The sequence below is a fragment of the Thalassospira sp. MIT1004 genome, assembly GCF_001858545.1.
Taxonomy (GTDB): domain Bacteria; phylum Pseudomonadota; class Alphaproteobacteria; order Rhodospirillales; family Thalassospiraceae; genus Thalassospira; species Thalassospira xiamenensis.
Map to the genome: position 1 here is coordinate 27,834 of NZ_MCAO01000044.1, position 24,288 is coordinate 52,121.

A 24,288-nucleotide genomic window follows, 5' to 3' on the forward strand; every position below is an offset into this window, starting at 1 on the left:
GCCTCCGGCATTCCTGTCGTTAAGTCCTGTGATGTTCTTTTTATCGATTAGGGGCGGCCTTCCGGCGTGCCATCAAATTTGCGCTCCAGCCCGTCCCAGCATTCAAGATAATCATCCTGAAGGGTCTCAAGCTCGGCGGCAAATTTCGTCAATTGCTGCGGAAAACGGGTTTCAAACATGAAGGCCATCGTGCCATCCAGCTTCTGCGGGCCAAGCTCCCCGTTTGATGCCTTTTCAAACCCGAACGCATCCGGCCCATGGGCCAGCATCATGTTATGCAGGCTCATGCCACCGGGAACGAAACCCTTTTCCTTGGCATCATATTGCCCGCAAATCAGCCCCATGAATTCCGACATGATATTGCGGTGATACCATGGCGGGCGGAAGGTATGTTCCGCCACCATCCAGCGCGGCGGGAAGATGACAAAATCGATATTTGCCGTCCCCGCCTCGCCCGATGGGGCGGTTAGCACGGTAAAGATCGACGGATCGGGATGATCAAACAGGATCGCCCCCACCGGCGAAAATGTCCGAAGATCATATTTGAACGGCGTATAATTGCCATGCCACGCCACCACATCCAGCGGCGAATGCCCGATCCCGGTTTCATGGAACTGCCCGCACCATTTGATCAGGATCCTGCACGGCGTTTCCTTATCCTCATAAGCCGCCACCGGCGTTTTGAAATCGCGCGGATTGGCAAGGCAGTTGGCCCCAATCGGCCCGCGTTCCGGCAGGGTGAATTTCGCCCCATAGTTTTCGCAGACATAACCGCGCGCACCACCATCAATCCCCGGCGTCAGGATCGACACCTTGAACATCATGCCACGCGGGATCAACGCGATTTCAAGCGGCGCGACATCCATGATGCCAAGTTCGGTAAAAATCCGAAGCGTGCCGCTTTCGGGCACTACCAGCAATTCCCCATCCGCATTGAAAAAATAATCATCCACCATATCGGTGTTGCACACATAAACGTGGCTTGCCATGCCGGTCTGGGTCATGGCGTCCCCGGCCGTGGTCACCGTGCGCATGCCGGAAATGAAATCGGTGGGTTTGCTTGGCATCGGCACCGGGTCCCAGCGCAACTGACCAAGTGCAAGGCTGTGGTCATTCACACACGGGGCGGTTTTCCATTCCGGCAGGGCAAAGGATTTGAACCGCCCGTTATGGCGCACGCTGGGCCGCATGCGATACAGCCACGACCGTTCATTGGTGCCACGCGGCGCGGTAAAGGGCGATCCCGAAAGCTGTTCGGCATAAAGGCCATAGGCACATTTCTGCGGGCTGTTCTGCCCCTGCGGCAAGGCGCCGGGAAGGCTTTCGGTTTCAAAATCATTGCCAAAACCGGGCATGTAACGCAGATCGTTCACAACGCCGTTTGCAGCATTTCCGGCGGTTCCAGTCGTAACCTTGTGATCCGTCATTGCCTTTTTCCTACCAATCTTCGATATAGTTACATCCGTAACTGTAATTTTTGTAACTATCAAACAGCCTTTTAAAGCCATGAAATCCGAATTTGATCTGCACCGCTTTCTGCCGTTTCTGATGCATCACGCCAGCGAAAAGGTCAGTCTTGGCTTTCGCAACATCTATCGCGACCGATACCGGATGACGCGATCCGAATGGCGGGTTCTGGCAACCCTTGGACAATATGGCGCGCTTACCGCGACCGAAATCGTCACCCATACGGGCCTGCATAAAACCAAGGTCTCGCGTGCGGTTTTTTCCATCGAACAACGCCGCTGGCTCCGACGCGCCCAGAACGAAAATGATCGTCGCGTTCACCGCCTTGAACTGACCTCGCAGGGCCAATCGGCCTTTCAATCACTGTGCGAGGCGGGCATCGCCTATGACAAAAAGGTCCGCGACTTTCTGGGTGACGCGGATTTCAAACGCCTTTCCGACCTCCTGACAAAGCTGAATGATCTTTGATAATTGCTGTTTGAATGTCCTCGGCCTCATCGCGCGGCTTCCCGCCCCAGCTCTGGGTGAAATCGGCAATCGCGCGTAAAAACACGTCAAAGGCCGGTTGGCCGGGCTGGAAATAATTGGCCTTCGGGTTCATCAATGTCACGCAACACGCCACCGCCCCGTCCAGATTATAGACCGGCGCACTGATCGCCGATAAGCCCGGCACGATATCACCCTCGATCACCGCCGCACCGCGTTCGCGCGTTTCGACAATCAGCCGGTCCACCGTCGCATCATCCCAATGCAGGATATCCTGCTCGGCGCGGATCACATGCTCAATCGCCCCACGTGGCATGGTCGATAAAAACGCCTGCCCGGTGGCGGAGCGTAATAACGGCATCACCGTGCCAAGCCCCATGGTCGATATGATCGGCGGCCCGCCATGTTCCGTCCGGATCAGGACCGGCCCCCGTTCGCCCCAGATCGCCAGATGCCCGGACGACCGCAAATCAATCGCCAGATTGCGCAAAAGCCGCCCGGCCCGCATGACAACATCATTGCGTTCAATCGCCGAAATGCCCATCCGCAACGCCATCGGACCCAGCCCGTAAAGCCCGGTCAGATCATCCTGCCAGGCAAGACCGATCCGAACCAGGCTGGCCAGATAACGGTGAACCTTCGCCGGTGGCATATCCACCGCCGCCGCCAGATCCTTTAACGGCACCGGGAATTTGAAATCGCACAATGCGGCAATGATCACGCCGCTGACCTCGACCGACTGAATGCCCTTGCGCGTATCGGCCGCATCAACCGCGTCAGCAATGTCGATTTCGGTATCGGCAACCGGGATGTTTTTCGATGGGGCTTTGGTCAAAATTTACCTGCATAAATTTCATATTGCGTAATTGATTATATATATCATAATTCCAATTCAAAGAAAAAACAGCACTCCACACCGATGATCAGAACGTGGAAAGCCCATCAGCGGCCGTGATGCGCCCTTGGCACCCGCCCGATCAAAGGAACGATCAAAAGCACGATCAAACACATGATCAGAAAACAGGGAGAGGAACATGAAACCGATGAAACTTCGCAACACACTGCTTGGGCTTCTGGCCGGGGCAACCATTCTGGCCGGTGCGGGCATGGCCCACGCTGCCGACATCACGCTGAAGGTCAGCCACTATCTGCCGCCAAGCCACGGCTTCCAGAAAGACTTCCTCGAAAGCTGGGGCAAGGAACTTTCGGAAAAAACCAATGGCAAGGTCGAAGTCGAAATTTATGACGCGACATCGGCCTTTGGCAAAATCGACCGACAGGCCGATCAGGTCCGCGCAGGTGTCATGGATATGGCCGTTGGCCTGAACGGCATCCCGCGTGACCGCTATCCGGCCGCCTCGATCATTGAACTGCCATTTCTGGTGAAATATGCCGATTCCGGGTCTGAAACCCTTTGGACGCTTTACAAGGAAGGCCTGCTTGGCAGCGACTATAAAGACTTCAAGCTCCTTGCCCTGTTCACCCATCCGGGCGGCCTGATCCACACCCTTGATAACCCGGTTCGATCCCTTGACGATCTCAAGGGCCTGCGACTCAGAACACCAAGCCCGGCGATTTCGGCCATGCTGGAATCCTTTGGCGCATCCCCGGTCGGCCTGCCGCCATCGGCGATTTACGAAAACCTGCAAAAGGGCAATATCGAAGGTCTGGTTGCCACCTGGGATCTGGTCAACGCGGTCAAGGCCAACGAACTTCTGAAATATCACACCGATGCCGCGGCCTATACTGCGGGCTTCTATTTCGTGATGAACCAGAAGAAATATGACAGCCTGCCCGATGATGTCCGCGCCGCCATTGACGAAATTTCCGGCGATGTCCTTGTCGGCAAATTTGGTGACTGGTGGACCAAATGGGAAGCCGTTGGCAAGGCCAACGCCGAACAGCACGGCAATGAAATCATCTCGATTGACGATGCCACCCGCGCCAAATGGCAGGAAGCATCCCAGCCGATGATCAAGGAATACCTGGCCGGACTGAAGGAAAAGGGCGTCTCCGACCCCGACGCCATCTATAAACGTGCGCAGGAACTGATCGCGGAATTTGATGCCAAATATCACGCTGGCGACAAATGACGCAACGGGCTGAAAAATCCGGTGGATCGCGGCTTTATGCCGCGGTTCACCAATCTGATCGCTTCATGAACCGACTGACCGACATTCTGGCCTTTGTCGGCATGGCGGCCTTGATCGGGGCGATTGCCATTGTGGTTGTCGATATCATCTGGCGGCGCATTGGCGGGCAATCGCTGGTGGGTGCGGTTGACCTGACCCAGTTTTGCGTCATGGCCGCCGCCTCATGGGCAATCCCCTATGCCTTTAGCGCGCATGCCCATGTCACCGTCGATCTGATCGGCAAGAACCGCCTTCGCATCCTGTTTAAAACCATTGATCGATTGATCCCGCTTTTATGCGCCGGATTGATGGGCTTCCTGTTTTATCTGTCATGGGGGCGCGCAATGGAACAATGGACCTATGGGGATGTATCGCAAAACCTTGCGATCCCGATGATCCTGTTCTGGGCCTTCCTTCTGACCGGCATGGCGATCTCGACACTGGTGTGTCTTGTGCAATTTCTAAAACTGCTTTTAACGGACGAGAAGAACTGATGGCGACGGAATGGGCGGGATTGATCGGGTTTGTGGCCGCACTCGCACTGGCCCTTTTGCGCGTACCGGTCGCGGTCGCAATGGCACTTGTCGGCATCATAGGCACCTTGCTTCTGACCGACTGGATGTCGGCAAGCTACGTCATGGCAAGCCTCCCGTTCGAGGCGATATTCCCCTATGGCCTTTCGGTGGTGCCGCTCTTCATTTTCATGGGCGTGTTTGCCTCCCATTCCGGGCTATCAAACAATCTGTTTCGCGGCATCACCGCATTTTCCGGCCATCGTCCGGGCGGCCTGGCCGCGTCCAGCATCGGGGCAAGCGCGGTATTTGGCGCAATTTGCGGATCATCACTTGCGACCTGCGCGACCATGGGCCGCGTCGCCCTTCCTGAAATGCGCGCACGCGGCTATGCCAAAAGCCTCGCCGGGGCATCGATTGCTGCGGGCGGCACCCTTGGCGTTCTGATCCCGCCATCGATCCTTCTGGTAATTTACGCGCTGATGACCGAACAATCCATCGGTGCCCTGTTTGCCGGTGCGATGATCCCGGGCCTTCTGGCGACGGTACTTTACATCATCTCCATCCGAATTCAGGTGATGCGGAATCCTTCCCTCGCCCCGGTCAGTGACTATGTCCCCTGGTCCCAACGCTGGGGTGCCTTGCTGCGCATGTGGGATGCCATCGTCTTGATCGTTCTGGTGATCGGCGGGATTTATGCCGGCCTGTTTTCCCCGACGGAGGCCGCGGCTGTTGGTGCCGGTGGCGCCCTGCTGTTTGCGTTTTTGCGCAAACGGCTGAACTGGACGGTTTTACGCACCGGCATCCGCGAAACCGCCGGCATGACCGGGATGATTTTCCTGATCCTGATCGGGGCGGCGCTGTTCAATTTCTTCATCGAAACCAGCGGCCTGACCCAGACACTGGTGGACTGGATCACCACGCAAGGCTATTCACCGCTTGTCGTGCTGATCGCGCTTCTGGTGTTTTACGTCGTGCTCGGATGCTTCATGGACAGCCTTTCCATGATCCTCCTCACCGTGGTGCCTGCCTACGGTGTGATTACCGGGGTTGGTTATGATCCGATCTGGTTCGGGGTTGTTCTGGTATCGGTCGTTGAAATCGGCCTGATCACGCCACCGATTGGCATGAACCTTTTCATCATTCAGGGCGTGTCATCCGACATGACCATCACCACCCTGTCCCGCGGCATCCTGCCCTTCCTCGCCGCCGATTTCATCCGCGTCATCCTGATGGTCGCCATCCCCGGTCTGGTTTTGTGGCTGCCGCATCTTCTGGGGTTTGGTGCCTACTAGGCTCACGCCCCGGTGTAACCGTTTTCGACCCATGCCGGAAACCCGCCCCAACCCCGGACAAGGGCAACAGCATCATCGATGGCAGGACACACACCCCGCCATCGATGACCGACCTCCCGGCATGCCCGAACGCACAATCGGCCTGCCGCCAACCAAGTCCGATGCCCCTCGGCATCGCCAATCACCACCGACCGGCGAACCGGACAGACTGAACGGGACCAGTCTGGCCGCGCTCAGTTCCCGCTGCCCCAAGCAAACCCTGTTCGCCTTCGACTGACGCCGGAAACGCTCCATCGTCCCCTCGGCATGTCCAAACGCTCCACCGGCACCACTGGCAATCCCCCCGTCAACCAAGCCAAGCCAAGCCGATCCAACACCCCCCCAATCCAAGCCCGCTGCCCTAGCATTGCCAAACGCTACCGACCGGGTGGGCTAGACGGAAGCGGAGAGGACGAGACGGGGATGAACGGAACCGGGCTGCACCAGACCGGCATCCCCCAGTCCCCGCTGCCCCAAACAAACACCTCTGGCTTTCGATGAACACCGAAAACGCACCTCGCCCAAAGGGCAACCGCGTTGTCGCATGGCTGGCACAAATCCCGCCATCGATCACCAGCCTTTCGGCATCTCCGAACGCTCCATCGGCCCGCTGGCAACCGATCCTGCCTGCCCCCGGCACCCCGGCCAGCCGATCCCGTGCCGACCCAATCCGGGCGCAATTCGGGCCCGCTGATTCTCGGCATTGTCACGCTTCACCGACCGGACTGACCCCGGACTGAACTGGACCGGACCAACTTCACCTCGCCCCGGCTATCCCTGCTCCGAACAAACACCCTTGCCCCAAGGACACATTTCTCCCGTCATGATAAACACCCGTTTTTCGCAAATTTCGCGTGGCCTTACGGCAAGAACACACCACCGCCGTAATGGCTTTTCCATGCGCCATGAACGTGCTTTTGGCGACGCCGTCCCCGCCATGTCATCCCGTCAGATCGCTGTCCCATCATCATCCCATTCCTGTTTTTGCCGCCCGAAACGCAAAAACCCGCAAAAGCGAATCACGCTTTGCGGGTTTTGTCTCCGGACCCATTTGTCCTGTTGACTTTATCTTTATGACACAACCAAAAGAACAAATCAAGAACAATTTTCCGGAAAACCGGAAAAAGTTCCCAACCAAAGCTCAATACGGTGAAAATGATATACTTTTCAATAACTTGGGCAGGCGCAATTTAATCCGCCTGCCCTGCTCAACTGCCCTATTCCGCCGCATCGACTTTCAGAACGCCGCGACGGATCTGGTCTTCTTCGATGCTTTCAAACAGGGCTCGGAAATTCCCCTCGCCAAAGCCTTCATCGCCTTTGCGCTGGATGAATTCAAAGAAGATCGGGCCGATCACGGTTTTCGAGAAAATCTGCAACAGGATTTTGGTCATGCCACCATCGACAACGCCCTCGCCATCGATCAGGATGCCATGTTTTTTCATGCGCTCAATCGGCTCGTCATGGCCCTGCACGCGATCATGGGATTGTTCGTAATAGGTATCGGGCGGACCCGGCATGAATTTAAGGTCATTCGCCGCAAGCCTGTCGGTGGCGTCATAAATGCCATCCGTCCCGACCGCGATATGCTGAATACCTTCGCCGTTGTATTTTTTGAGGTATTCTTCGATCTGGCTTTTGTCATCGGTTGATTCGTTTAGCGGAATACGGATTTTGCCGCACGGCGATGTAATCGCGCGGCTGACCAGACCGGTGATTTTACCAGCAATGTCAAAGAAGTGGATCTGTTTGAAATTGAAAAGCTCCCGATAGAAATCCCACCATTTATCCATGTTGCCGCGATAGACATTATGCGTCAGATGGTCGAGATAATAGAAACCGACCCCTTCGGGTTTCGGGTCGCGTTCGCCCAGCCAGTCAAATTCCGCGTCATAGGCCGAACCGGTTTCACCATACGCATCGATGAAATACAAAATCGATCCGCCAATGCCGACAATCGCCGGGACATCAAGGGTTTTGTCATCGCCCATATACGGCTCCGCCCCCTTGGAAACCGCATGATCAAACGCGTGTTTGGCATCAACCACCCGCCACGCCATCGACGGCGCACAGGGGCCATGCATCTCGACAAACTTCATGCCATGCGAACCGGGTTCTGCATTCAGGATGTAGTTGATGTCACCCTGACGCCAGACGGTGATGTTTTTTGATTTGTGTCTGGCAACCGGCATATAGCCCATGCGCGCAAACAGGGTTTCAAGCTTCTCGGCCTCTTCATGGGCAAATTCGACAAACTCAAAGCCATCGGTTCCGGCCGGGTTATCGGCCGTGATTGTTGCGCGGGGGGCATCATGTGGAAACGGTCCCATCGAAGGCTCCTTGATCTGGAATTGGAATGGTTCTTGTTATGGACCCATCTTGCGCCAGATCGCCCGCAATGTGCGTGCATTCCCGGTTGATTTTCGCCATTTCATACACATATCATGCATCAATCATCGAAATGGTGCATGAATGACGCAACTTGATAAACTTGATCTGAAACTGCTTGCCGAATTGCAGCGCGACGGACGCCTGACCAACAATGATCTGTCAGAACGGATCGCCCTATCGCCATCGCAATGTTCGCGCCGCCGCGCCCGGCTTGAGGCCGAAGGTTTCATTCGCGGATACCGCGCCGATATTGACCGGCAAAAAATGGGTCTTGGCCTGATGGTGGTGATTTCCGTAACCCTGGCCACCCATAATCGCGACAATGCCAAACGGTTTGCCGAATTGCTCGCAGACCTTCCCGAAGTACTGGAAGCCTATTCCCTGACCGGGGAAATGGATTATCACCTGAAGGTCGTAACCAAAGACCTTGCCGCCCTTTCGCATTTCGTAAACGAGGTTTTGCTGCCGCACGATTCCGTGCAGCATGTCAAAACCTCGATTGTGCTAAACGTGCTCAAGGACTTTGAGGGACTGGCCGTCAATCCGCAATAAGCCCGATGGCAGGCCGCTCCTCAGGGGCGTTTACCCATCGGTTACCCCAACTCATCCGAAGATAAATCACAGTTTATCGAGAGAGATGAGGCGGCCATGCAGTATCAGCTGAAAATAAACGGAGAATCCCGCACCGTCGAAGCAGAACCCGGCACCCCGCTATTATGGGTTCTGCGTGACGGTCTGGAACTTACCGGCACCAAATTCGGATGTGGCGTTGCCTATTGCGGCGCGTGCACCGTTCATATCGATGGGTACCCAACCCGTTCCTGCCAGACTTTCATTGAAGACGCTGTCGACAGCGAAATCACCACCATCGAAGGCGCAACCAATAAAATCGCCCAAGCCGTTCAGGCCGCATGGCAGGAAAAGGACGTTGTGCAATGTGGCTGGTGCCAATCCGGACAGATCATGTCGGCCATCGGCCTTCTGACTGAAAACCCGAAACCGACGGATGATGAAATCAAGGAATACATGTACGGCAATGCGTGTCGTTGTGTGACCTATGTACGCATCAACGAAGCCATCAAACTGGCGTCTGAAAAGCTGGAGGCATAAGTCATGACAATCAATGTATCACGTCGCGGCTTCATGATCGGATCAGCCGCCGGTACCGCTGCCCTACTGGTCGGCGTCAATGCCAAAGGTGCTCTTGCCTCGGGCGGCAGTGTGGCTGCGGCAACCGACCTTAACCCGTTTGTCAAAATCGATGCGGACGGCACCGTCACCGTCATTATCAAACATTTCGAAATGGGCCAGGGCACGACAACCGGCCTGACCACTCTGGTGGCCGAGGAACTCGACGCTGACTGGGACACGGTTCAGACCGCCTTCGCCCCTGCCGATAATGAACGTTATGCCAATTTGTTTTTCCATGCGCAGGGAACCGGTGGCTCAACATCCATCGCCAATTCCTTCATGCAATACCGCGAAGCTGGTGCTGCTGCGCGCGATCTTATGGTCCGTGCGGCTGCTCAAAGCTGGGGTGTCGATGCCAGCAGCATCACCGTTGAAAATGGCATGCTGAAATCCGGTGGCAATTCCGGCCACTTCGGGGAATTTGTTGCGATTGCATCAACCCTTGAAGCCGTGGAAAAGCCAACCATCAAAACACCGGATCAGTTCAAACTGATCGGCAGCGAAAAACTCCACCGCAAGGACAATTCCGGCAAAATTAACGGCACGGCAATGTTTGCCATGGATGTCAATCTGCCGGGCATGATCTATGCCGCGATCATGCGCAGTCCAAAGTTCGGCGGCACCGTCGTTTCGTTTGATGACAGCGGTGCCAAAGACGTTGCAGGTTTTATTGCCGCACAGGTTCTGCCAAACAAGGCGGGGGTTGTGGCCTTTGGCAAAAATACCTGGTCGGCCTTTCAGGCACGCGATGCCCTGTCGGTTGAATGGGATTTCAGTCAGGCCGAAACACGCAGCACGGATGCCATGATTGCCGATCATAAGGCACTGCTTGATGCGCCGCAGTTTGACGCCAACCATGAAGTCCCGCTGGCATCCGTTGAACCGCTTCTGGCCAATGCCAGCAAAACTATCGATGCAGAATTCACCTTCCCCTTCCTGGCTCACGCCCCGCTGGAACCGGAAAACTGCATCATCGAGCCGACCGAAAATGGCGTTCGCCTCCATGATGGCTGCCAGTTCCCGACCCTGACCCGGCCGATGGTCGCAGCCGCCCTTGGGCTGGAACCATCACAGGTCGAGATCAGAACCCTTTATGCCGGTGGTTCGTTCGGTCGTCGCGCCAACGGCGCCTCCGACTATAATGTCGAAGCCGCAATGGCCTTTGCCGTTTCAGGTCGCAAAGTCCCGGTCAAACTGGTCTGGAGCCGCGAAGACGATATTCGCGGTGGCTATTACCGCCCGATGGCGGCACACCGGGCAAAAATCGGTCTGGATAGCGATGGCAAGATTGTTGGCTGGGATCACCGGTTGGCCGTCAAATCCATCATGAAGGGCGGCCCGATGGAAGGCATGGTACAAGATGGCATCGATCCGACCTCGGTCGAAGGTGTCACCGAAAGTCTTTATACCATCCCCAATCATGGCATCGGATTAAGCGATTTCCAGACCCCGACCCCCATATTGTGGTGGCGTTCGGTGGGACATACCCACACCGGATATGTCATGGAAACACTGATGGATATGCTCGCAACCGAAACCGGGCAGGACCCCATTGAAATGCGCCTTGCGATGCTTGATCCGGCCGGTGCCAATCAGGCCCGCATGATCGAGGCCATCAAGCTTGTCCGCGAAATATCCGGATGGGAAAAGGGCGACAAACGCGGTTTTGCCGCACATATTTCGTTCAATACCTGCGTTGCGGTTGTTGCTGACGTCACGGTCGAAGACACCAGTGTGCATGTGAACAAACTGTTCATGGCGGTTGAATGCGGGGTAGCTGTTAACCCCGATGTCATCCGGGCACAGATGGAAGGTGGTGCGGGCTATGCATTATGTGCTGCCTTCCGCAACGAAATCACCCTGACCGATGGTGAAGTCGACCAGTCCAACTTCCCGGACTATGAACTGCTTCGAAATGCCGAAATGCCTGCTATCGAAGTGGCGATTGTTCAATCGAACAATGCCCCTACGGGCGTTGGTGAACCGGGCGTCCCCCCGACCGCCCCGGCCGTTGCCAACGCCATTTTTGCCAAAACCGGAAAACGGATCACGGATCTTCCGATGACCAAAGCCGGTTTCGACTTCGTGTAAGGCATGCTGCCCGGGGGATCACTTTCGGGTCCCCCACCCATTCCCCGGGCAGTCCCTTTTGCGGGAGCAGATCATGAGTAACCAGTTATCGGCCATGCTAGGCGCCTGGCAGGAAGGCAAAACAGATACCGAATGGGTTCTGGGTACGGTTTATCGCACCGAGGGTTCGGCCTATCGCAAGGCCGGGGCAATGATGCTGATCAACGGGCACGGGCAACAATTCGGGCTGCTTAGCGGCGGCTGCCTTGAAGCCGACATCATCCGCAATGCCCGACGTGCCATGGTAACCGGCAAAACAGTCATGCTGGTTTATGACGGCAATGACGAAGACGATCTGTCCTTCCGGCTGGGTGTCGGCTGCGGCGGCAAGGTATTTATCATGCTGCAACCGCTTGACCCCGCAAACGACCTTGGGCTTTCCGACCTTTGCGATGCTTTGGCAGTGCGCCAAAGCGGTCTGTATTTCCAGAAAATCGGCGACACACGCGGATATTTCAAACGCGCCGACCACACCGGTCAACGCACCGCCTATGTCGAGGACCGCATTGATGGTGACTGGCTTGTCACCCCGATTGTACCCGAACCGCATATCCTGATCGTCGGTGGCGGACTGGATGCCCGGCCTGTGGTTTCCATCGCGCATGAAATGGGTTGGAAAACCACATTGGTTGATCCGCGCCCCGCAAATGCCCGCCCGGAACACTTTCCAAAGGCAGACGCGATCCTGCGTCAGATGAACGCGAGCCTTGTTGATTATGTTGCGCAACATCGTGTTGATGCCGCAATCCTGATGTCACACAGCATTGATATCGATGCCAAGGCGCTTCAAATTCTGAAATCCAGCCAGCTGCGTCATGTTTCGATGCTCGGTCCGCGCCATCGTTTCGCCGACGTTCTTGAACGTGCGGACCTTGGCGAACCTGCCCTTCCCTTCCCGGTCGCAAGCCCGGCCGGGATTGATATCGGCGGGCAACTGCCTGAAAGCATAGCACTTTCGATGTTATCGGGCATTCACGCGGCACTTTACAAACATTGCGCCGCCCCAGCACTGGCACAGGCGGCAGAATGATGAAAATTGCCGGTCTTATCCTTGCTGCGGGTGAAAGCACACGATTTGGCGGACGCAAACAGCTTGCCGATATTGATGGCAAGCCGATGCTTGAACACGCAATTGATCAGCTTCGCCCGATCTTCGAAGATGACCTTTATGTCGTGCTGGGTGCCTATCGCGATGAAATCCTCTCGGTGATCGGCAATCGGGCAAAAACCATCACCAACGATAACTGGCATTCCGGCATGGGATCGTCGATTGCAGCCGGGATTGCCGGAATTTGTGCGGCTGGTAAGTATGACGGTGTTCTGATCGCCCTTGGTGATCAGGTCGGCTTGACCGGCAGCGACTATCAGAAACTTCTCAATGCCTTTGACGGAAGCCACATCATTGCATCGCGCTACAAGGATATGAACGGCGTTCCAGCCCTGTTTCCCGCCGCCTATTTTCCGGAACTTTCCATGATGGGTGGCGCGCGCGGTGCACAACAGGTGCTTAATAACAGCAGTTACAATATCAGTGCGATTGCAATCCCGAATGCAGAATTCGATATCGATACCCCGGAAGATCTGAAACTGTTTTCCAGCCAGCTTTTCGAAGCAAGCTGACCTGCGAACGCTTTTAGGGCAATCTGGATATCTTCAGCATCTGGCGAAAAACGCCGCAACCGGAACCGCGCATTTATGAAATCAACCGCCAACATCATGGTCCTTCTGGTCGAGGACAACATGGATATTGCCGGAACAATCAGCGACTACCTGACGATAGAAGGCATCGAATGCGATCATGCCTTTGACGGTGAAACGGGTTTTCAGCGCGCACTTACCGGCGAATATGATGTGATATTACTTGATATCATGCTGCCGTTTCGCGATGGCATCAGCATCTGCAATGCATTGCGCAACGAAGGGATCGACACCCCGGTTCTGATGCTGACGGCGCGCGATACACTTGCCGACAAGCTTGAAGGTTTCGGTGCCGGGGCCGATGACTATCTGGTCAAACCCTTTGCGCTTGAAGAACTGCTGATGCGCACAAGGGTTCTGTCGCGCCGCCGCAGTGGTGAAATCCGGCGGTTTTCACTTGGCGATCTGATTGTTGATTTTGAAAACAGGCATGTCGCACGGTCCGGGCAGGCAATCAGTCTTTCGCCAACAAGCTGGACCATTCTGGAAGTTCTCGCGCAAAACAGCCCGCATGTTGTGACACGATCACGACTGTCGATGGCGCTGTGGCAGGGAGACCCGCCAGATACCAATGCGCTCAAGACACATCTTTACAAATTACGGATGCGCATCGACAAACCGTTTGATCAGAATTTAATCCATACCGTCGCCGGCCAAGGCGTGGCCCTTCGCGAGTAGAATCAATGCATTCCTGCGCACCGATCCAGAAAACCTTTTCCCGCTTTGTACGGAACTACGTTTTGCTGGCACTTGTCATTACGCTGGTGATCTATACCGGTGTGGTTAATTTCTACATGCTGTATGGCAAGTGGATGGTTGCGAGTTTCCAGTTGCAAACCATCGCGGAACAATATGATGAAATGCGCGCGAAAGACCCAACGATCCCGCTTCCCAACGGCTTTAACATCCAGACCTTCACGGATTATGACGCTTTGCCGGAACTGCTGCGCGACCGGTACAAGCCCAACGATATCGACCCGGGCGAGCTTTACTACCTGAACACCGATAAATATGCCGCGCAAAAAGACCCCGACAATCCGGTCTTTCTGGTGTTTCCCCATATTCTTGCCAACGGCACGCAAATCCTGCTGCTGCAGACCTATCACGCGGGTGATGAGGACAGCGTCTATTTTTCGCGATTGCACAAACTGGCCCTTCTTTCCATTCCGTTTGCGCTTGGTGTTGTTGCGATATTTGCCTATGTGCTTTGGCTGATCGGCAAACGCATGACGCAGCCATCGGAAAACCTGCAAAGCTGGGCTAAAACCCTGTCGACGGAAAATCTCGATCAACCGGTCCCCGATTTCGGCTTTACCGAACTGAATGATGTGGCCAAGGAACTGCATCAGTCATTGGTCAGGGTCGATAAGTTCGTGACACGTGAACGCGAATTCCTGCGTCAGGCCAGCCATGAATTGCGAACACCCGTCACCATCGTCAGCGGCAATGTCGAATTGCTCGATAAAACACCGTTAAACGAAATTCAGGTCCGGCTGGCCGCGCGCATCAAACGCGCCAACCGCAACATGCAGCAATTGATTGAAACCCTGCTTTGGCTGGGGCGCGAAGCAACACCGAACGGTATCCAGGAAAAGATCGACTATCCGGCCTTCGTGCGCGAAGCCATCGTCGATCTTGCCTATCTGACAGACGGCAAGAACCTGACATGCGAATTCAGTGCCGATGATGAAAGCGGCGCGATCACAGCATCACCTGCCGCCCTGATGATTGTCGTATCCAACCTGATCCGCAATGCGTTCGAACACACGCCCAAGGGGCGGGTTACGGTCCGGCTTGAAGCCAACAGACTGATTGTCGAAAACAACCTGATGACCTGTGCCGGCGATTATGTCCGCGATCAGGGCGAAGGCATCGGCCTGCATCTGGTGCGCCGGATTTGCGAACGCTGCAACTGGCATTGCGATACAACCTTCCTTGCCGCGGGCGGCATGCGCGCAATCTTCACAGTCAGCAACCACAACTGAGGCCCCACGGCACGCCAGGACCCGGTATGGAAAAGAAATGCCGTTATAGAGCAGCTATTTCCTGAACAACTTCAAAATCGACGAACAACAAGTCCGCGCAGAACGCGGCGGACAGGATATTGTATAAATTTACCCTCGACTCTTCAAAAAGAGTCCGGTAGCGTATGATTAATCGATTAACCAGCTAATCAATGATGCCAGATCACATCTTTTGGATGTTTGACGGGGGTATTAAGTGGCTTCACCGCGTTCCGGACCGAATATGAGCATGATTGCCGACGCCCTTGGGGTGTCTTCGGCAACCGTATCGAACGCGCTGTCGGGAAAGGGCCGGGTATCGGCCGATCTGGTCGATAAAATCCGCAAAAAAGCCGACGAACTTGGTTATGTCCCCAGCAATGCGGGCCGGGCACTGCGCACGGGTCGATCAAATGTTCTGGGCCTTGTCCTTCCCGATATTTCCAACCCGCTGTTCCCGCAAATCGCGCAGGCGATGGAAACGGCTGCGTCAAATGCCGGTTACGGGGTTCTGATTGCGGACTCGCGTGGCAATGTCACCACCCAGACACAGGCCATCAGTCGCCTGATCGAACGTGGCGTTGATGGCTTGGTCGTCATTCCGCGTCGTGGCACACGGATCGGCGATGTTGGATGCCCTGTTGCAATGGTCGATACCCCGTCGACACCGGGCAACACCGTTTCGGCGGACCATTGGGAAGGCGGGGCCAAGGTCGCGCGTCATCTGGTCGATCTGGGTCATAAGAACTTTCTTCTGATCGGGCATGATCCGGCATCGAATGTACAAAATGACCGCATCGGCGGCATGAAATCGGCATTTGGCCGCAATATCCGTCATACGACGATCTGGCTTGAAACATTGATGCGCGAACGTGGCGAAGGGGCATCGCTTGGCCTGATTGACCACGTTCAAAACGGGGTCACAGCAATTGCAGCCGTTTCGGATTTGCACGCCCTTCGCGTTCTGACCGAATTGCAGACCGCCGGGATCAAGGTCCCGCAACAGGTCAGCGTGACCGGCTTTGACGATCTTATTTTCTCGCCCGTGGTGACCCCTTCGTTGACCACGGTGCATATGGATATGGCCCGAATTGCCGAATTGGCGATTGCCGCCCTTGTGTGCGAAATCGAGCAGGCCAAATCCACTGCCCCAACCGGCAAGACGTTAAAACGTACCGTCAATGCCGACATATCCAAGGTTTCGATGGAACTGATGGTCCGCGCGTCAAGCGGACCGGCGGTTTCCCCTGACGCACCCTTCCCAACCGGAGAAACGCTGTGATGCCGATGAAAAAACTGCTTATGGCTTCTGCTGCCCTTTTGCTGTCCTTAAGTGCGGCAAAGGCTCAGGAAAAGACCCTGACCATTTCGGTCTATGGTTTTGCACAGGATGAATTCAAGAAAATCCTGTATGACCCGTTCGAAGAAAAATGCGGTTGCGAACTGGTTGTTGAAACCGGCAATTCGGTCGAACGTCTTGCCAAAATCGAAGCCAACAAAGCCGATCCGGTCATCGACCTTGCGGTTATTTCCATGCGCGATGCACTGGCTGCTGCCAAGGATGGCCTGACCGACAAGGTCGATACATCAAAACTGTCGAACTTTGACAAGCTTTATGACATTGCCAAAGACCCGAATGGTGATGGCATGAGCATCGGTTACACCTTCTATGCCAGCTCGATTGCCTATCGTTCTGACAAGATGACAGTCGAAAGCTGGTCAGACCTTCTGGCCGATGATGTCGTCGATCATGTTGCCCTTCCGAACGTCACCACCACACAGGGTCCGCTGACGCTTTATATGCTCGGCAAGGCCCTTGGCGATGAAGACCCGTCGCTCAAAACCCCGATTGCCGCCGTTGGCGAAAAGAAGGACGAGATCGTCACCTTCTATGTCCGTTCTTCCCAACTGGTGCAGTTGATGCAGCAGGAAGAAATCTGGGCCGCACCCATCGGGCGTTTTGCATGGTCCGGCTTCTCGAAAATGGATTTGCCGATCAAATGGGCAACCCCGAAAGAAGGCCAGTCCGGCGGCATGAATGTCATGGTCCTGACCAAAGGCAGCAAGAACCGCGATCTTGCACTTGAATTCATGGATTTCTGGCTTTCGACCGAAATCCAGACGGCATTGGCGGAAAACCTTGTCGACAGTCCGGCCAACAAGGATGCCAAGGTTTCCGACGAGATTGCCGAAAACCTGACCTATGGGGCAGATACCGTTGCCAATCTGCATCTGATCCCGTCACAGGTTGCCATCGACAATCAGGAAACCTGGCTGTCGGAATGGAACAACAAGGTCGGCCAGTAATCGCCACCATGATCATTATCGGATCGGGGCCTCCTCCCATTTGCCCCGATCCGGCGGGCCTTGCTCGCGCCATCACTTATTGACTTTAACCTAAGACAAGGTTGCCGAGATGTTTCAGAACCGGGCCGAAGCCTTTGCGCTGGTCCTCCCTGCCGCGATCTTTGCCGCTGTGGTCTTTCTGGCCCCGGTTCTGATTCTTCTGTCCGAAGGTTTTCGATCGGGCGATAGCTGGACGATACAGGCCTATATCGATTTCTTTTCCCAGTCGCTTAATCAGACCGTCTTTTTGCGCACGCTTAAACTGGCAGCGCTGGTCACGGCCGCCTCGGCCGTCATCGGCTATGCTGCGGCCTTTGCAATCGTGAACCTGCCGCCAAAGGGCAAGGGCCGGATCACCGGGCTTGTTGTGTTGCCGCTGATGATTTCACCGGTGGCCCGGACCTATGCGTGGCTGGTGATCCTTGGCCGGACCGGATTTGTGAACAAGGCACTGGTTGCCGTCGGGCTATCGGATGAACCGATCCGCTTCCTGTTCACCGAAACCGCAGTTTTCATCGGCTTGCTGCAACTGTTCCTGCCACTCATGATCATTTCACTGATCAGTGCGCTTGAAAACATGCCGCGCGATGCGGTGCCAGCCGCACGTGTTCTTGGTGCCAACTGGTTACAGGTTTTCACCAAAGTCATCCTGCCGCTAACCAAAGAAGGCCTTGTGATCGGTGGTACGCTGGTCTTTACCGGATCCATGACCGCCTATATCACCCCGGCCATTCTCGGCGGGTCCAAGGTCCTGATGCTTGAAACCCTGCTGTATCAGCGCGTGACAGTGGCCAATGATTTCGTATCAGCCAGTGTGATCGCCCTGATCCTGATCGTTATGGCATTTGCGGCCAACCTTCTGCTCAAACGCCTTGCCACCGCGAGGAACAAGCGATGACCAACAAGCTGTTTTCCCCGATCATTCTTTTGCTGGTACTGGCCTTTCTGATTGGTCCGTTCCTGATCATTATCGCGGCATCGCTGTCGGCTGGTGAAACGCTTGCCTTCCCCCCACAGGGGCTGTCCCTGCGCTGGGTGCTGAAAGTCTTCGAAGTCGAAAGCTTCCGTGCGAGTTTCGGCATCTCGATGTTTCTTGCCATCGGCGGCACGCTTGCCGCCCTGATCCTTGGCATTCCGGCAAGTTATGCGCTGTCGCGCTACAAGGTCCCCGGTGCGGAAACCATCCGGACCATCGTATCGTCGCCGATCATTGTGCCGGGTATCATCGTCGGTTTGGCACTGCTGCGTTATTTCGTTGTACCTTTCAATTTCGGCATTCTGTTTGCGCTGTTTCTGGCGCATACCGCACTGATCCTGCCCTATGCGGTGCGCGTGGTGTCGGCCAGCCTGAACAATTTGCGATCTGACATCGAAGAAGCCGCCGTGCTTTTGGGGTCATCGCGGATTGGCGCCTTTTTCCGCGTGGTGATGCCTAATATCCGTGGCGGTATTCTCGCCGCTTTCATTCTTGGTTTTGTCACCAGCTTCAATCAGGTGCCGGTTTCCCTGTTTTTATCTGGGCCCGGTATCCGAACCCTTCCGATCGACATGCTCGCCTATATGGAAATCACCTATGACCCGTCTGTCGCAGCCCTGTCCGCGCTGCTGGCCTTCATGTCGCTGGGCATTGTCTTTCTGGCCGAACGTTTCCTAGGATTTTCCCGCTATGTCTGATGCCCGATTTCTCTGCCTTGAAAAACTGACCCTGTCCTACGGCAAAAATGTTGCTGTGCCGGAAATGGATCTTGATATCGGCAAGGGTGAACTGGTTGCCCTGCTTGGCCCGTCGGGTTGTGGCAAAACCACAACCATGCGCGCAATTGCCGGGTTGATGGAGCCGTCATCGGGCAAGATCATCCTTGATAATATCGATATCACCCGAACCCCCGCCAACAAACGGCCGGTCGGGCTGGTGTTCCAGTCCTATGCCCTGTTCCCGCACCTTAATGTCTATGAAAACGTCGCCTTTGGCCTGAAGCTGATGGGTGTTCGCGGCAAGGAACTGGACGACAAGGTGCAGGAAGGCCTTCGGACTGTCGGCCTGTCCAAATTCGCGACACGTAAACCGGCCGAGCTTTCCGGCGGCCAGCAGCAGCGCGTTTCGCTCGCACGTTCGATGGTTATGGAACCCAAGGTGCTGTTGCTTGACGAACCGCTCTCAAACCTTGATGCACGGCTCCGCCTTGAAATGCGCACCGAATTACAGCGTGTGCAAAAGGAAAGCGGTGTCACGATGATCTTTGTTACTCACGATCAGGTCGAAGCCCTTGCCATGGCCGACCGGATTATCGTGATGCTTGATGGTCATATCGAACAGATTGGCACGCCCGAAGATATCTATAACCGCCCGGTTTCCGATTTTGTTGCGGACTTTGTCGGGTTTGAAAATGTCTTCGCGCTTGAAGACCGCAAACTCAAAACCGCAACCGGAACTGTCGAACTTTCGGGCACGCCCCCGCTTGATACCAAAGGCCTTGCCTGGCGACCGTCGATGGTCTCCCTTGGCAGCGGACCGTTCGAAGGCACGATACGCGGTACGTCATTTGCCGGGGGCACACGGGAATACCTGCTTGATACCCCACTTGGCCCGATCAAGGCGGAATGCGATGCCAGCCTTCCGGCCCATGAATTCGGTTCTGTCCTGAAATTCGATCTGCCTGTATCGCAGGCCGCACCCCTATCGCGCGTCGGGAGCCTTTGATGGGACTTTGGATCGACACCGATATGGGCTTTGACGATCTGGCCGCGGTGCTGATTGTTATCCATGCCGGAAAGCAGATCGACGGAATGTCCCTGATTGCCGGGAATTCCCCGCTTGAACGCGTGCGGATCAATACAGCCAGTGCCGCACGCCAGTTTGGCTGGGGTTTCAAAATCTATACCGGTCGGGAAACGGCGGTTATGGGCGGACTTGAAACCGCCGAACGGATTCTTGGCCCCCTTGGCATGCAATCAAGCGGCGCACACCTGCCCGATTGCCGTCCGATTGCCGAAAGCAGCGCGTTCGACGGTCTTTGCAACTGGCTTGAAGGCAAATCCGGACCGGATGATGAACGCCATATTCTGGCCCTTGGCCCGCTTGGCAATATTGCATCCCTGGTTCTGGCCCGGCCTGATCTGGCGCGCAAAATCGACCGTGTGACATGGATGGGGGGTGCCGTAACGCGCGGCAATCACACCGCACTCGCCGAATATAATGCCTTTGCCGACCCCGAAGCTGTTGCCATTACCCTGTCCCATCAGGTGCCCCTGCGCATGGTTGATCTTGGTCTCTGTCGGCAGGTACAGGCCATCCCGAATGATGTGACACCCATCCGCAATGCTGGCGGAAAAAATGCCGGTCTTCTGGCGGACCTGACCGAAGGATATATCAATATTGCCCTATCACGCGGGCGCGATGCGATGGCGATTTTCGATCCTTGCGCGTCGGTCGCGGTAATTGATCAGGATGCGATCAGCTTTGCCGATGCACATATCGAAATTGATACCAGCCACGGCCCTTCGCGTGGGCAAACCATTGTTGACCCACACCCGACCGCGATCAAAAACGCGCAATATGCCGTTTCTGTTGACACAAAACGCGCGCGCGACCTGATCTTTTCAGCCCTCAAGGCGGAAGCAGCGAAATGAATAACCGCACGACAGAACCCGGTGATCTGACCTGCCATAAATTGCGCACACGTGCCATCGCCGCCGCACGCGGCGATGAACCGTTCGATATCCTGATTACCGGTGGCAAGCTCGTCGATATGGTGACCGGTGAAATTCGCAAGGCCGATATTGGCCTGATAGGGCCAATGATCGCAAGCGTCCATGAACCGGCAACCAGAAGCGACGCCCGCAAAATCATCAGCGCCCGGGGCGGTTATGTCAGCCCCGGCCTGATCGATACACACATGCATATCGAAAGCTCGATGGTCACACCGGCGATCTATGCCGAAACGGTCGTTGCCCGCGGCGTCACCACAATCGTCTGGGATCCGCATGAATTTGGCAATGTGCGGGGGCTTGATGGTGTCCGCTGGGCGATTGATGCAACACGTGACCTGCCATTGCGCGTACTTGTTCTGGCACCGTCCTGCGTTCCCGCCGCCCCCGGCCTTGAAATGTCCGGTGCTGATTTTGACGGTGATGCCATGGCTGAAATGCTGTCCTGGCCCGAAATCGCCGGGGTTGCCGAAGTCATGAATATGCGCGGTGTGATTGATCGCGATCCGCGCATGACCAATATCATGCAGGCTGGGCTTGCATCGGGGAAACTTGTCTGCGGTCATGCACGCGGCCTTGAAGGACCTGATCTTGCCGCCTTTATGACGGCCGGGGTCAGTTCTGATCATGAACTGGTTTCAAACGATGATCTGATGGCAAAACTGCGTGCCGGTCTTGCGATTGAAATGCGCGGATCGCACGACCATCTGCTGCCGGGTTTTGTCGAAACGCTTAATGAATTGGGTTTCCTGCCACAAACCGTCACGCTTTGTACCGATGACGTCTTCCCCGACGACCTGTTCAATGCTGGCGGGCTTGATGATGTGGTGCGTCGCCTGGTCCGTTATGGCATGAAACCGGAATGGGCGTTGCGGGCGGCAACCCTGAATGCTGCGATGCGCCTTGGCCGTTCCGATCTTGGTCTTATTGCGGCCGGGCGGCGTGCCGATATTGTCGTCTTTGACGACCTGACCGATTTTCAGGCGCGCCATGTCATCGCAAATGGCGAGACTGTTTCCGAGGCCGGTGAAATGACGGCGAAAGCCGTTTCGATTGATCCCGCCCCCCTTTCGGACACAATGAAGATGGATGTCCTGAGCATTGATGATTTTCGCGTGCCTGCGTCCGGGGATCGCGTCCGGATTGCCATCATCGACCGACCGCGCTTTACCCGCTGGGCGACGGCTGACACCGATGTAAAAGACGGCTATGTTGTGCCACCTTCGGGCACGACCATGATCGCGGTTGCCCATCGCCACGGAAAGGCGGACAGCAAACCACGCGTCGGCTTCCTGACCGGATGGGGTGACTGGAAAGGTGCTGTTTGCACCACCGTCTCGCATGACAGCCACAACGTTACGGTGTTTGGTGGCAACCCGCGCGACATGATGGTGGCGGCCAATGCCGTCATCCGTGCCGGTGGCGGTATGGCCGTGGCATCAAACGGTAAGCTTGATGCGCTTCTTCCCCTGCCGCTTTGCGGGCTGGTTTCGGACGCACCGATGGATCATGTTGCGCAGCAATTTGCCGATATCCGAACCGCCACGGATGCGATTGTCGACTGGCAACCGCCCTATCTGGTTTTCAAGGCCCTGTTCGGCGCAACGTTGGCCTGCAATCCCGGCCCGCACCAAACCGACCGCGGGATCGGCGATGTTACCACCGGTCAACTTCTGACCACGCCGGTTCTCGAAGGCTTATAGATCGCCAAATACCCCGCGATATCCATCATGTTATCGCGGGGAATCGCCTATTACTTCGCCGCGTCCAGTGACGCAAAATAACCCGGCTGATAATCGATTGGCAGGAAGCGGTCATGCAGTTGGCGGAACGTTTCATCGGGATCAAGATCGGCAAACAGATCCGGATGGAACCATTTTGCCATCTGCTGGATCGCGACGAACTGATAGGGGCTATTATAAAATTGGTGCCAGACAGCATGGAATGCATGCGTTTTTTGCGCCGCAATTCCAAGATAGGCCGAACGTGCCGGATAATATTCCAGCTTCTTCTCAACCAGTTGCGCATCCGCCCCCGGCCCGACCGGCACCCATTTCCCGCCCGGGACATAGGCATCCCACTCGGCACTGGTGACAATCACATGATCGGGACTTGAAACCAGAACCTGTTCGGCATTGATTTGCCCGAATGTTCCCGGGATCAGGTCCTTCGCGATATTGTCGCCCCCCGCCATTTCGACCATCGCACCGAAATTGCCGTCGCCAAACGAATGGCAGCAATCCTCGTAAAAACCGGCAGCCCGGTCGATGAAGACCTTGGGGCGCGCCGGATTGGTTTCCGCCAGTTTATCGGTCACGCGGGCAATTTCGGCGGCGCGGAATGTGATGAACTCTTCTGCGCGGGCTTCCTGATCGAACAGTTTGCCAAACAGCCTGATTGATGGCTCGGTATTGTGTTCCGGATCATGCCGGAAATCGACATAGATCACCGGAATGCCAAGCGCACCAAGCTTCTCAACATAGTTCGCCTCTTCAACGGCCTGTTGTGTTTCAAGGTTCAGGAACACGACATCAGGCTTTTGCGCAATCGTGGTTTCGATATCAATCAGGCTTTGTTCCAGCCCGGCAAAAGCCGGAATATCGCCAAATGCCGGGAACTTCGCCAGATAGGCCTGATAAGTAGCCGGGTCGGCCTCGATCAGATCCTTGCGCCAGCCAACAATCCGTTTTGCCGGATTTTCACGATCCAGAGCAGCGATGATATAAATCTGCCGCCCTTCACCCAAGACTGCCCTTTGGATCGGCGCATTGACCTCGACCTTGCGTCCGGCAATGTCGGTGACGGTGATCATTTCGGCCAAGGCCGTCTGAATAAAAAGCAGGCTTAAAGCGGCGGCTGTGATCAGGCGTGATATCGTTTTTACGATCAT

At 55.7% G+C, this 24,288-nt stretch carries 22 protein-coding genes; 18 read left to right on the forward strand and 4 right to left on the reverse strand.

Features of this window, described 5'->3' with window-relative positions:
* Positions 1–47: 47 nt before the first annotated feature.
* Positions 48–1,427, reverse strand: a complete 1,380-nt coding sequence (gene hmgA, locus BC440_RS17605) for a homogentisate 1,2-dioxygenase (protein WP_071240794.1) — start codon at positions 1,425–1,427, stop codon at positions 48–50.
* 79 nt (positions 1,428–1,506) lie between these two features.
* Between hmgA and BC440_RS17610 the strand changes: the two genes are divergently transcribed.
* The gene (locus tag BC440_RS17610; protein WP_071240795.1) at positions 1,507–1,935 is read left to right on the forward strand and encodes a MarR family transcriptional regulator; all 429 of its coding nucleotides are present in this window, start codon (positions 1,507–1,509) and stop codon (positions 1,933–1,935) included.
* Here the strand turns inward: BC440_RS17610 and BC440_RS17615 are convergent.
* Positions 1,892–2,788 (reverse strand): IclR family transcriptional regulator, encoded by an 897-nt coding sequence (locus BC440_RS17615; protein WP_071240796.1) that lies wholly within the window; start codon positions 2,786–2,788, stop codon positions 1,892–1,894. The genes BC440_RS17610 and BC440_RS17615 overlap by 44 nt on opposite strands.
* A gap of 199 nt (positions 2,789–2,987) precedes the next feature.
* Here BC440_RS17615 and BC440_RS17620 point away from each other — a divergent pair, with 199 nt between their 5' ends.
* The 3 genes from BC440_RS17620 to BC440_RS17630 are packed head-to-tail and all read left to right on the forward strand — an operon-like array spanning position 2,988 to position 5,892.
* Positions 2,988–4,046, forward strand: a complete 1,059-nt coding sequence (locus BC440_RS17620) for a TRAP transporter substrate-binding protein (RefSeq protein WP_071240797.1) — start codon at positions 2,988–2,990, stop codon at positions 4,044–4,046.
* Positions 4,043–4,579, forward strand: a complete 537-nt coding sequence (locus tag BC440_RS17625; RefSeq protein WP_071240798.1) for a TRAP transporter small permease — start codon at positions 4,043–4,045, stop codon at positions 4,577–4,579. Before BC440_RS17620 ends, BC440_RS17625 begins: the two co-directional genes overlap by 4 nt.
* Positions 4,579–5,892 (forward strand): TRAP transporter large permease, encoded by a 1,314-nt coding sequence (locus BC440_RS17630; RefSeq protein WP_071240799.1) that lies wholly within the window; start codon positions 4,579–4,581, stop codon positions 5,890–5,892. The genes BC440_RS17625 and BC440_RS17630 overlap by 1 nt, the downstream gene beginning before the upstream one ends.
* 1,256 nt (positions 5,893–7,148) lie before the next feature.
* On the opposite strand, the gene hppD is transcribed toward BC440_RS17630, so the two are convergent.
* Positions 7,149–8,261 (reverse strand): 4-hydroxyphenylpyruvate dioxygenase, encoded by a 1,113-nt coding sequence (gene hppD / locus BC440_RS17635; protein WP_037990627.1) that lies wholly within the window; start codon positions 8,259–8,261, stop codon positions 7,149–7,151.
* A 142-nt stretch (positions 8,262–8,403) separates the two neighbouring features.
* Here hppD and BC440_RS17640 point away from each other — a divergent pair, with 142 nt between their 5' ends.
* From BC440_RS17640 to BC440_RS17705, 14 genes are all read left to right on the forward strand, one after another.
* Complete coding sequence (locus BC440_RS17640) at positions 8,404–8,874, forward strand: Lrp/AsnC family transcriptional regulator (RefSeq protein WP_063095214.1); 471 nt, start codon at positions 8,404–8,406, stop codon at positions 8,872–8,874.
* A 96-nt stretch (positions 8,875–8,970) separates the two neighbouring features.
* A complete protein-coding gene (locus BC440_RS17645) occupies positions 8,971–9,432 on the forward strand; it encodes a (2Fe-2S)-binding protein (RefSeq protein WP_071240800.1) in 462 nt (153 codons plus the stop codon).
* A gap of 3 nt (positions 9,433–9,435) precedes the next feature.
* Positions 9,436–11,604: a xanthine dehydrogenase family protein molybdopterin-binding subunit gene (locus tag BC440_RS17650; protein ID WP_071240801.1), complete on the forward strand. Its 2,169-nt coding sequence runs from the start codon at positions 9,436–9,438 to the stop codon at positions 11,602–11,604.
* Between the two features lie 73 nt (positions 11,605–11,677).
* Positions 11,678–12,673: an XdhC/CoxI family protein gene (locus tag BC440_RS17655; RefSeq protein WP_071240802.1), complete on the forward strand. Its 996-nt coding sequence runs from the start codon at positions 11,678–11,680 to the stop codon at positions 12,671–12,673.
* Positions 12,670–13,263, forward strand: coding sequence for a nucleotidyltransferase family protein (locus BC440_RS17660; RefSeq protein ID WP_071240803.1), 594 nt, complete (start codon positions 12,670–12,672; stop codon positions 13,261–13,263). Before BC440_RS17655 ends, BC440_RS17660 begins: the two co-directional genes overlap by 4 nt.
* Positions 13,264–13,356: 93 nt before the next feature.
* Entirely contained in the window at positions 13,357–14,019 is a 663-nt protein-coding gene (locus BC440_RS17665) for a response regulator transcription factor (RefSeq protein ID WP_202965967.1), read from the forward strand.
* 62 nt (positions 14,020–14,081) lie between these two features.
* Positions 14,082–15,326, forward strand: coding sequence for a HAMP domain-containing sensor histidine kinase (locus BC440_RS17670; RefSeq protein WP_071240804.1), 1,245 nt, complete (start codon positions 14,082–14,084; stop codon positions 15,324–15,326).
* 262 nt (positions 15,327–15,588) lie between these two features.
* Complete coding sequence (locus BC440_RS17675) at positions 15,589–16,626, forward strand: LacI family DNA-binding transcriptional regulator (protein WP_063095224.1); 1,038 nt, start codon at positions 15,589–15,591, stop codon at positions 16,624–16,626.
* Positions 16,626–17,651 (forward strand): ABC transporter substrate-binding protein, encoded by a 1,026-nt coding sequence (locus BC440_RS17680; RefSeq protein ID WP_223304980.1) that lies wholly within the window; start codon positions 16,626–16,628, stop codon positions 17,649–17,651. Before BC440_RS17675 ends, BC440_RS17680 begins: the two co-directional genes overlap by 1 nt.
* Before the next feature lie 109 nt (positions 17,652–17,760).
* A complete protein-coding gene (locus BC440_RS17685) occupies positions 17,761–18,588 on the forward strand; it encodes an ABC transporter permease (RefSeq protein WP_037990615.1) in 828 nt (275 codons plus the stop codon).
* Positions 18,585–19,364, forward strand: coding sequence for an ABC transporter permease (locus BC440_RS17690; RefSeq protein WP_071240805.1), 780 nt, complete (start codon positions 18,585–18,587; stop codon positions 19,362–19,364). The genes BC440_RS17685 and BC440_RS17690 overlap by 4 nt, the downstream gene beginning before the upstream one ends.
* Positions 19,357–20,391: an ABC transporter ATP-binding protein gene (locus BC440_RS17695; RefSeq protein ID WP_071240806.1), complete on the forward strand. Its 1,035-nt coding sequence runs from the start codon at positions 19,357–19,359 to the stop codon at positions 20,389–20,391. Before BC440_RS17690 ends, BC440_RS17695 begins: the two co-directional genes overlap by 8 nt.
* Positions 20,391–21,320 (forward strand): nucleoside hydrolase, encoded by a 930-nt coding sequence (locus BC440_RS17700; RefSeq protein WP_071240807.1) that lies wholly within the window; start codon positions 20,391–20,393, stop codon positions 21,318–21,320. The genes BC440_RS17695 and BC440_RS17700 overlap by 1 nt, the downstream gene beginning before the upstream one ends.
* Entirely contained in the window at positions 21,317–23,101 is a 1,785-nt protein-coding gene (locus BC440_RS17705; protein ID WP_071240808.1) for an adenine deaminase, read from the forward strand. Before BC440_RS17700 ends, BC440_RS17705 begins: the two co-directional genes overlap by 4 nt.
* Positions 23,102–23,151: 50 nt before the next feature.
* On the opposite strand, the gene BC440_RS17710 is transcribed toward BC440_RS17705, so the two are convergent.
* The gene (locus tag BC440_RS17710) at positions 23,152–24,288 is read right to left on the reverse strand and encodes an ABC transporter substrate-binding protein (protein ID WP_007088999.1); all 1,137 of its coding nucleotides are present in this window, start codon (positions 24,286–24,288) and stop codon (positions 23,152–23,154) included.

What these genes read in the sequence shown, in the direction of transcription:
- hmgA (WP_071240794.1), bottom strand. Translation starts at nt 1,427, where the DNA reads ATGACGGATCACAAGGTTACGACTGGAACCGCCGGAAATGCTGCAAAC.
- BC440_RS17610 (WP_071240795.1), top strand. Translation starts at nt 1,507, where the DNA reads ATGAAATCCGAATTTGATCTGCACCGCTTTCTGCCGTTTCTGATGCAT.
- BC440_RS17620 (WP_071240797.1), top strand. Translation starts at nt 2,988, where the DNA reads ATGAAACCGATGAAACTTCGCAACACACTGCTTGGGCTTCTGGCCGGG.
- BC440_RS17625 (WP_071240798.1), top strand. Translation starts at nt 4,043, where the DNA reads ATGACGCAACGGGCTGAAAAATCCGGTGGATCGCGGCTTTATGCCGCG.
- BC440_RS17630 (WP_071240799.1), top strand. Translation starts at nt 4,579, where the DNA reads ATGGCGACGGAATGGGCGGGATTGATCGGGTTTGTGGCCGCACTCGCA.
- hppD (WP_037990627.1), bottom strand. Translation starts at nt 8,261, where the DNA reads ATGGGACCGTTTCCACATGATGCCCCCCGCGCAACAATCACGGCCGAT.
- BC440_RS17640 (WP_063095214.1), top strand. Translation starts at nt 8,404, where the DNA reads ATGACGCAACTTGATAAACTTGATCTGAAACTGCTTGCCGAATTGCAG.
- BC440_RS17645 (WP_071240800.1), top strand. Translation starts at nt 8,971, where the DNA reads ATGCAGTATCAGCTGAAAATAAACGGAGAATCCCGCACCGTCGAAGCA.
- BC440_RS17650 (WP_071240801.1), top strand. Translation starts at nt 9,436, where the DNA reads ATGACAATCAATGTATCACGTCGCGGCTTCATGATCGGATCAGCCGCC.
- BC440_RS17655 (WP_071240802.1), top strand. Translation starts at nt 11,678, where the DNA reads ATGAGTAACCAGTTATCGGCCATGCTAGGCGCCTGGCAGGAAGGCAAA.
- BC440_RS17660 (WP_071240803.1), top strand. Translation starts at nt 12,670, where the DNA reads ATGATGAAAATTGCCGGTCTTATCCTTGCTGCGGGTGAAAGCACACGA.
- BC440_RS17675 (WP_063095224.1), top strand. Translation starts at nt 15,589, where the DNA reads ATGAGCATGATTGCCGACGCCCTTGGGGTGTCTTCGGCAACCGTATCG.
- BC440_RS17680 (WP_223304980.1), top strand. Translation starts at nt 16,626, where the DNA reads ATGCCGATGAAAAAACTGCTTATGGCTTCTGCTGCCCTTTTGCTGTCC.
- BC440_RS17685 (WP_037990615.1), top strand. Translation starts at nt 17,761, where the DNA reads ATGTTTCAGAACCGGGCCGAAGCCTTTGCGCTGGTCCTCCCTGCCGCG.
- BC440_RS17690 (WP_071240805.1), top strand. Translation starts at nt 18,585, where the DNA reads ATGACCAACAAGCTGTTTTCCCCGATCATTCTTTTGCTGGTACTGGCC.
- BC440_RS17695 (WP_071240806.1), top strand. Translation starts at nt 19,357, where the DNA reads ATGTCTGATGCCCGATTTCTCTGCCTTGAAAAACTGACCCTGTCCTAC.
- BC440_RS17700 (WP_071240807.1), top strand. Translation starts at nt 20,391, where the DNA reads ATGGGACTTTGGATCGACACCGATATGGGCTTTGACGATCTGGCCGCG.
- BC440_RS17705 (WP_071240808.1), top strand. Translation starts at nt 21,317, where the DNA reads ATGAATAACCGCACGACAGAACCCGGTGATCTGACCTGCCATAAATTG.
- BC440_RS17710 (WP_007088999.1), bottom strand. Translation starts at nt 24,288, where the DNA reads ATGATCGTAAAAACGATATCACGCCTGATCACAGCCGCCGCTTTAAGC.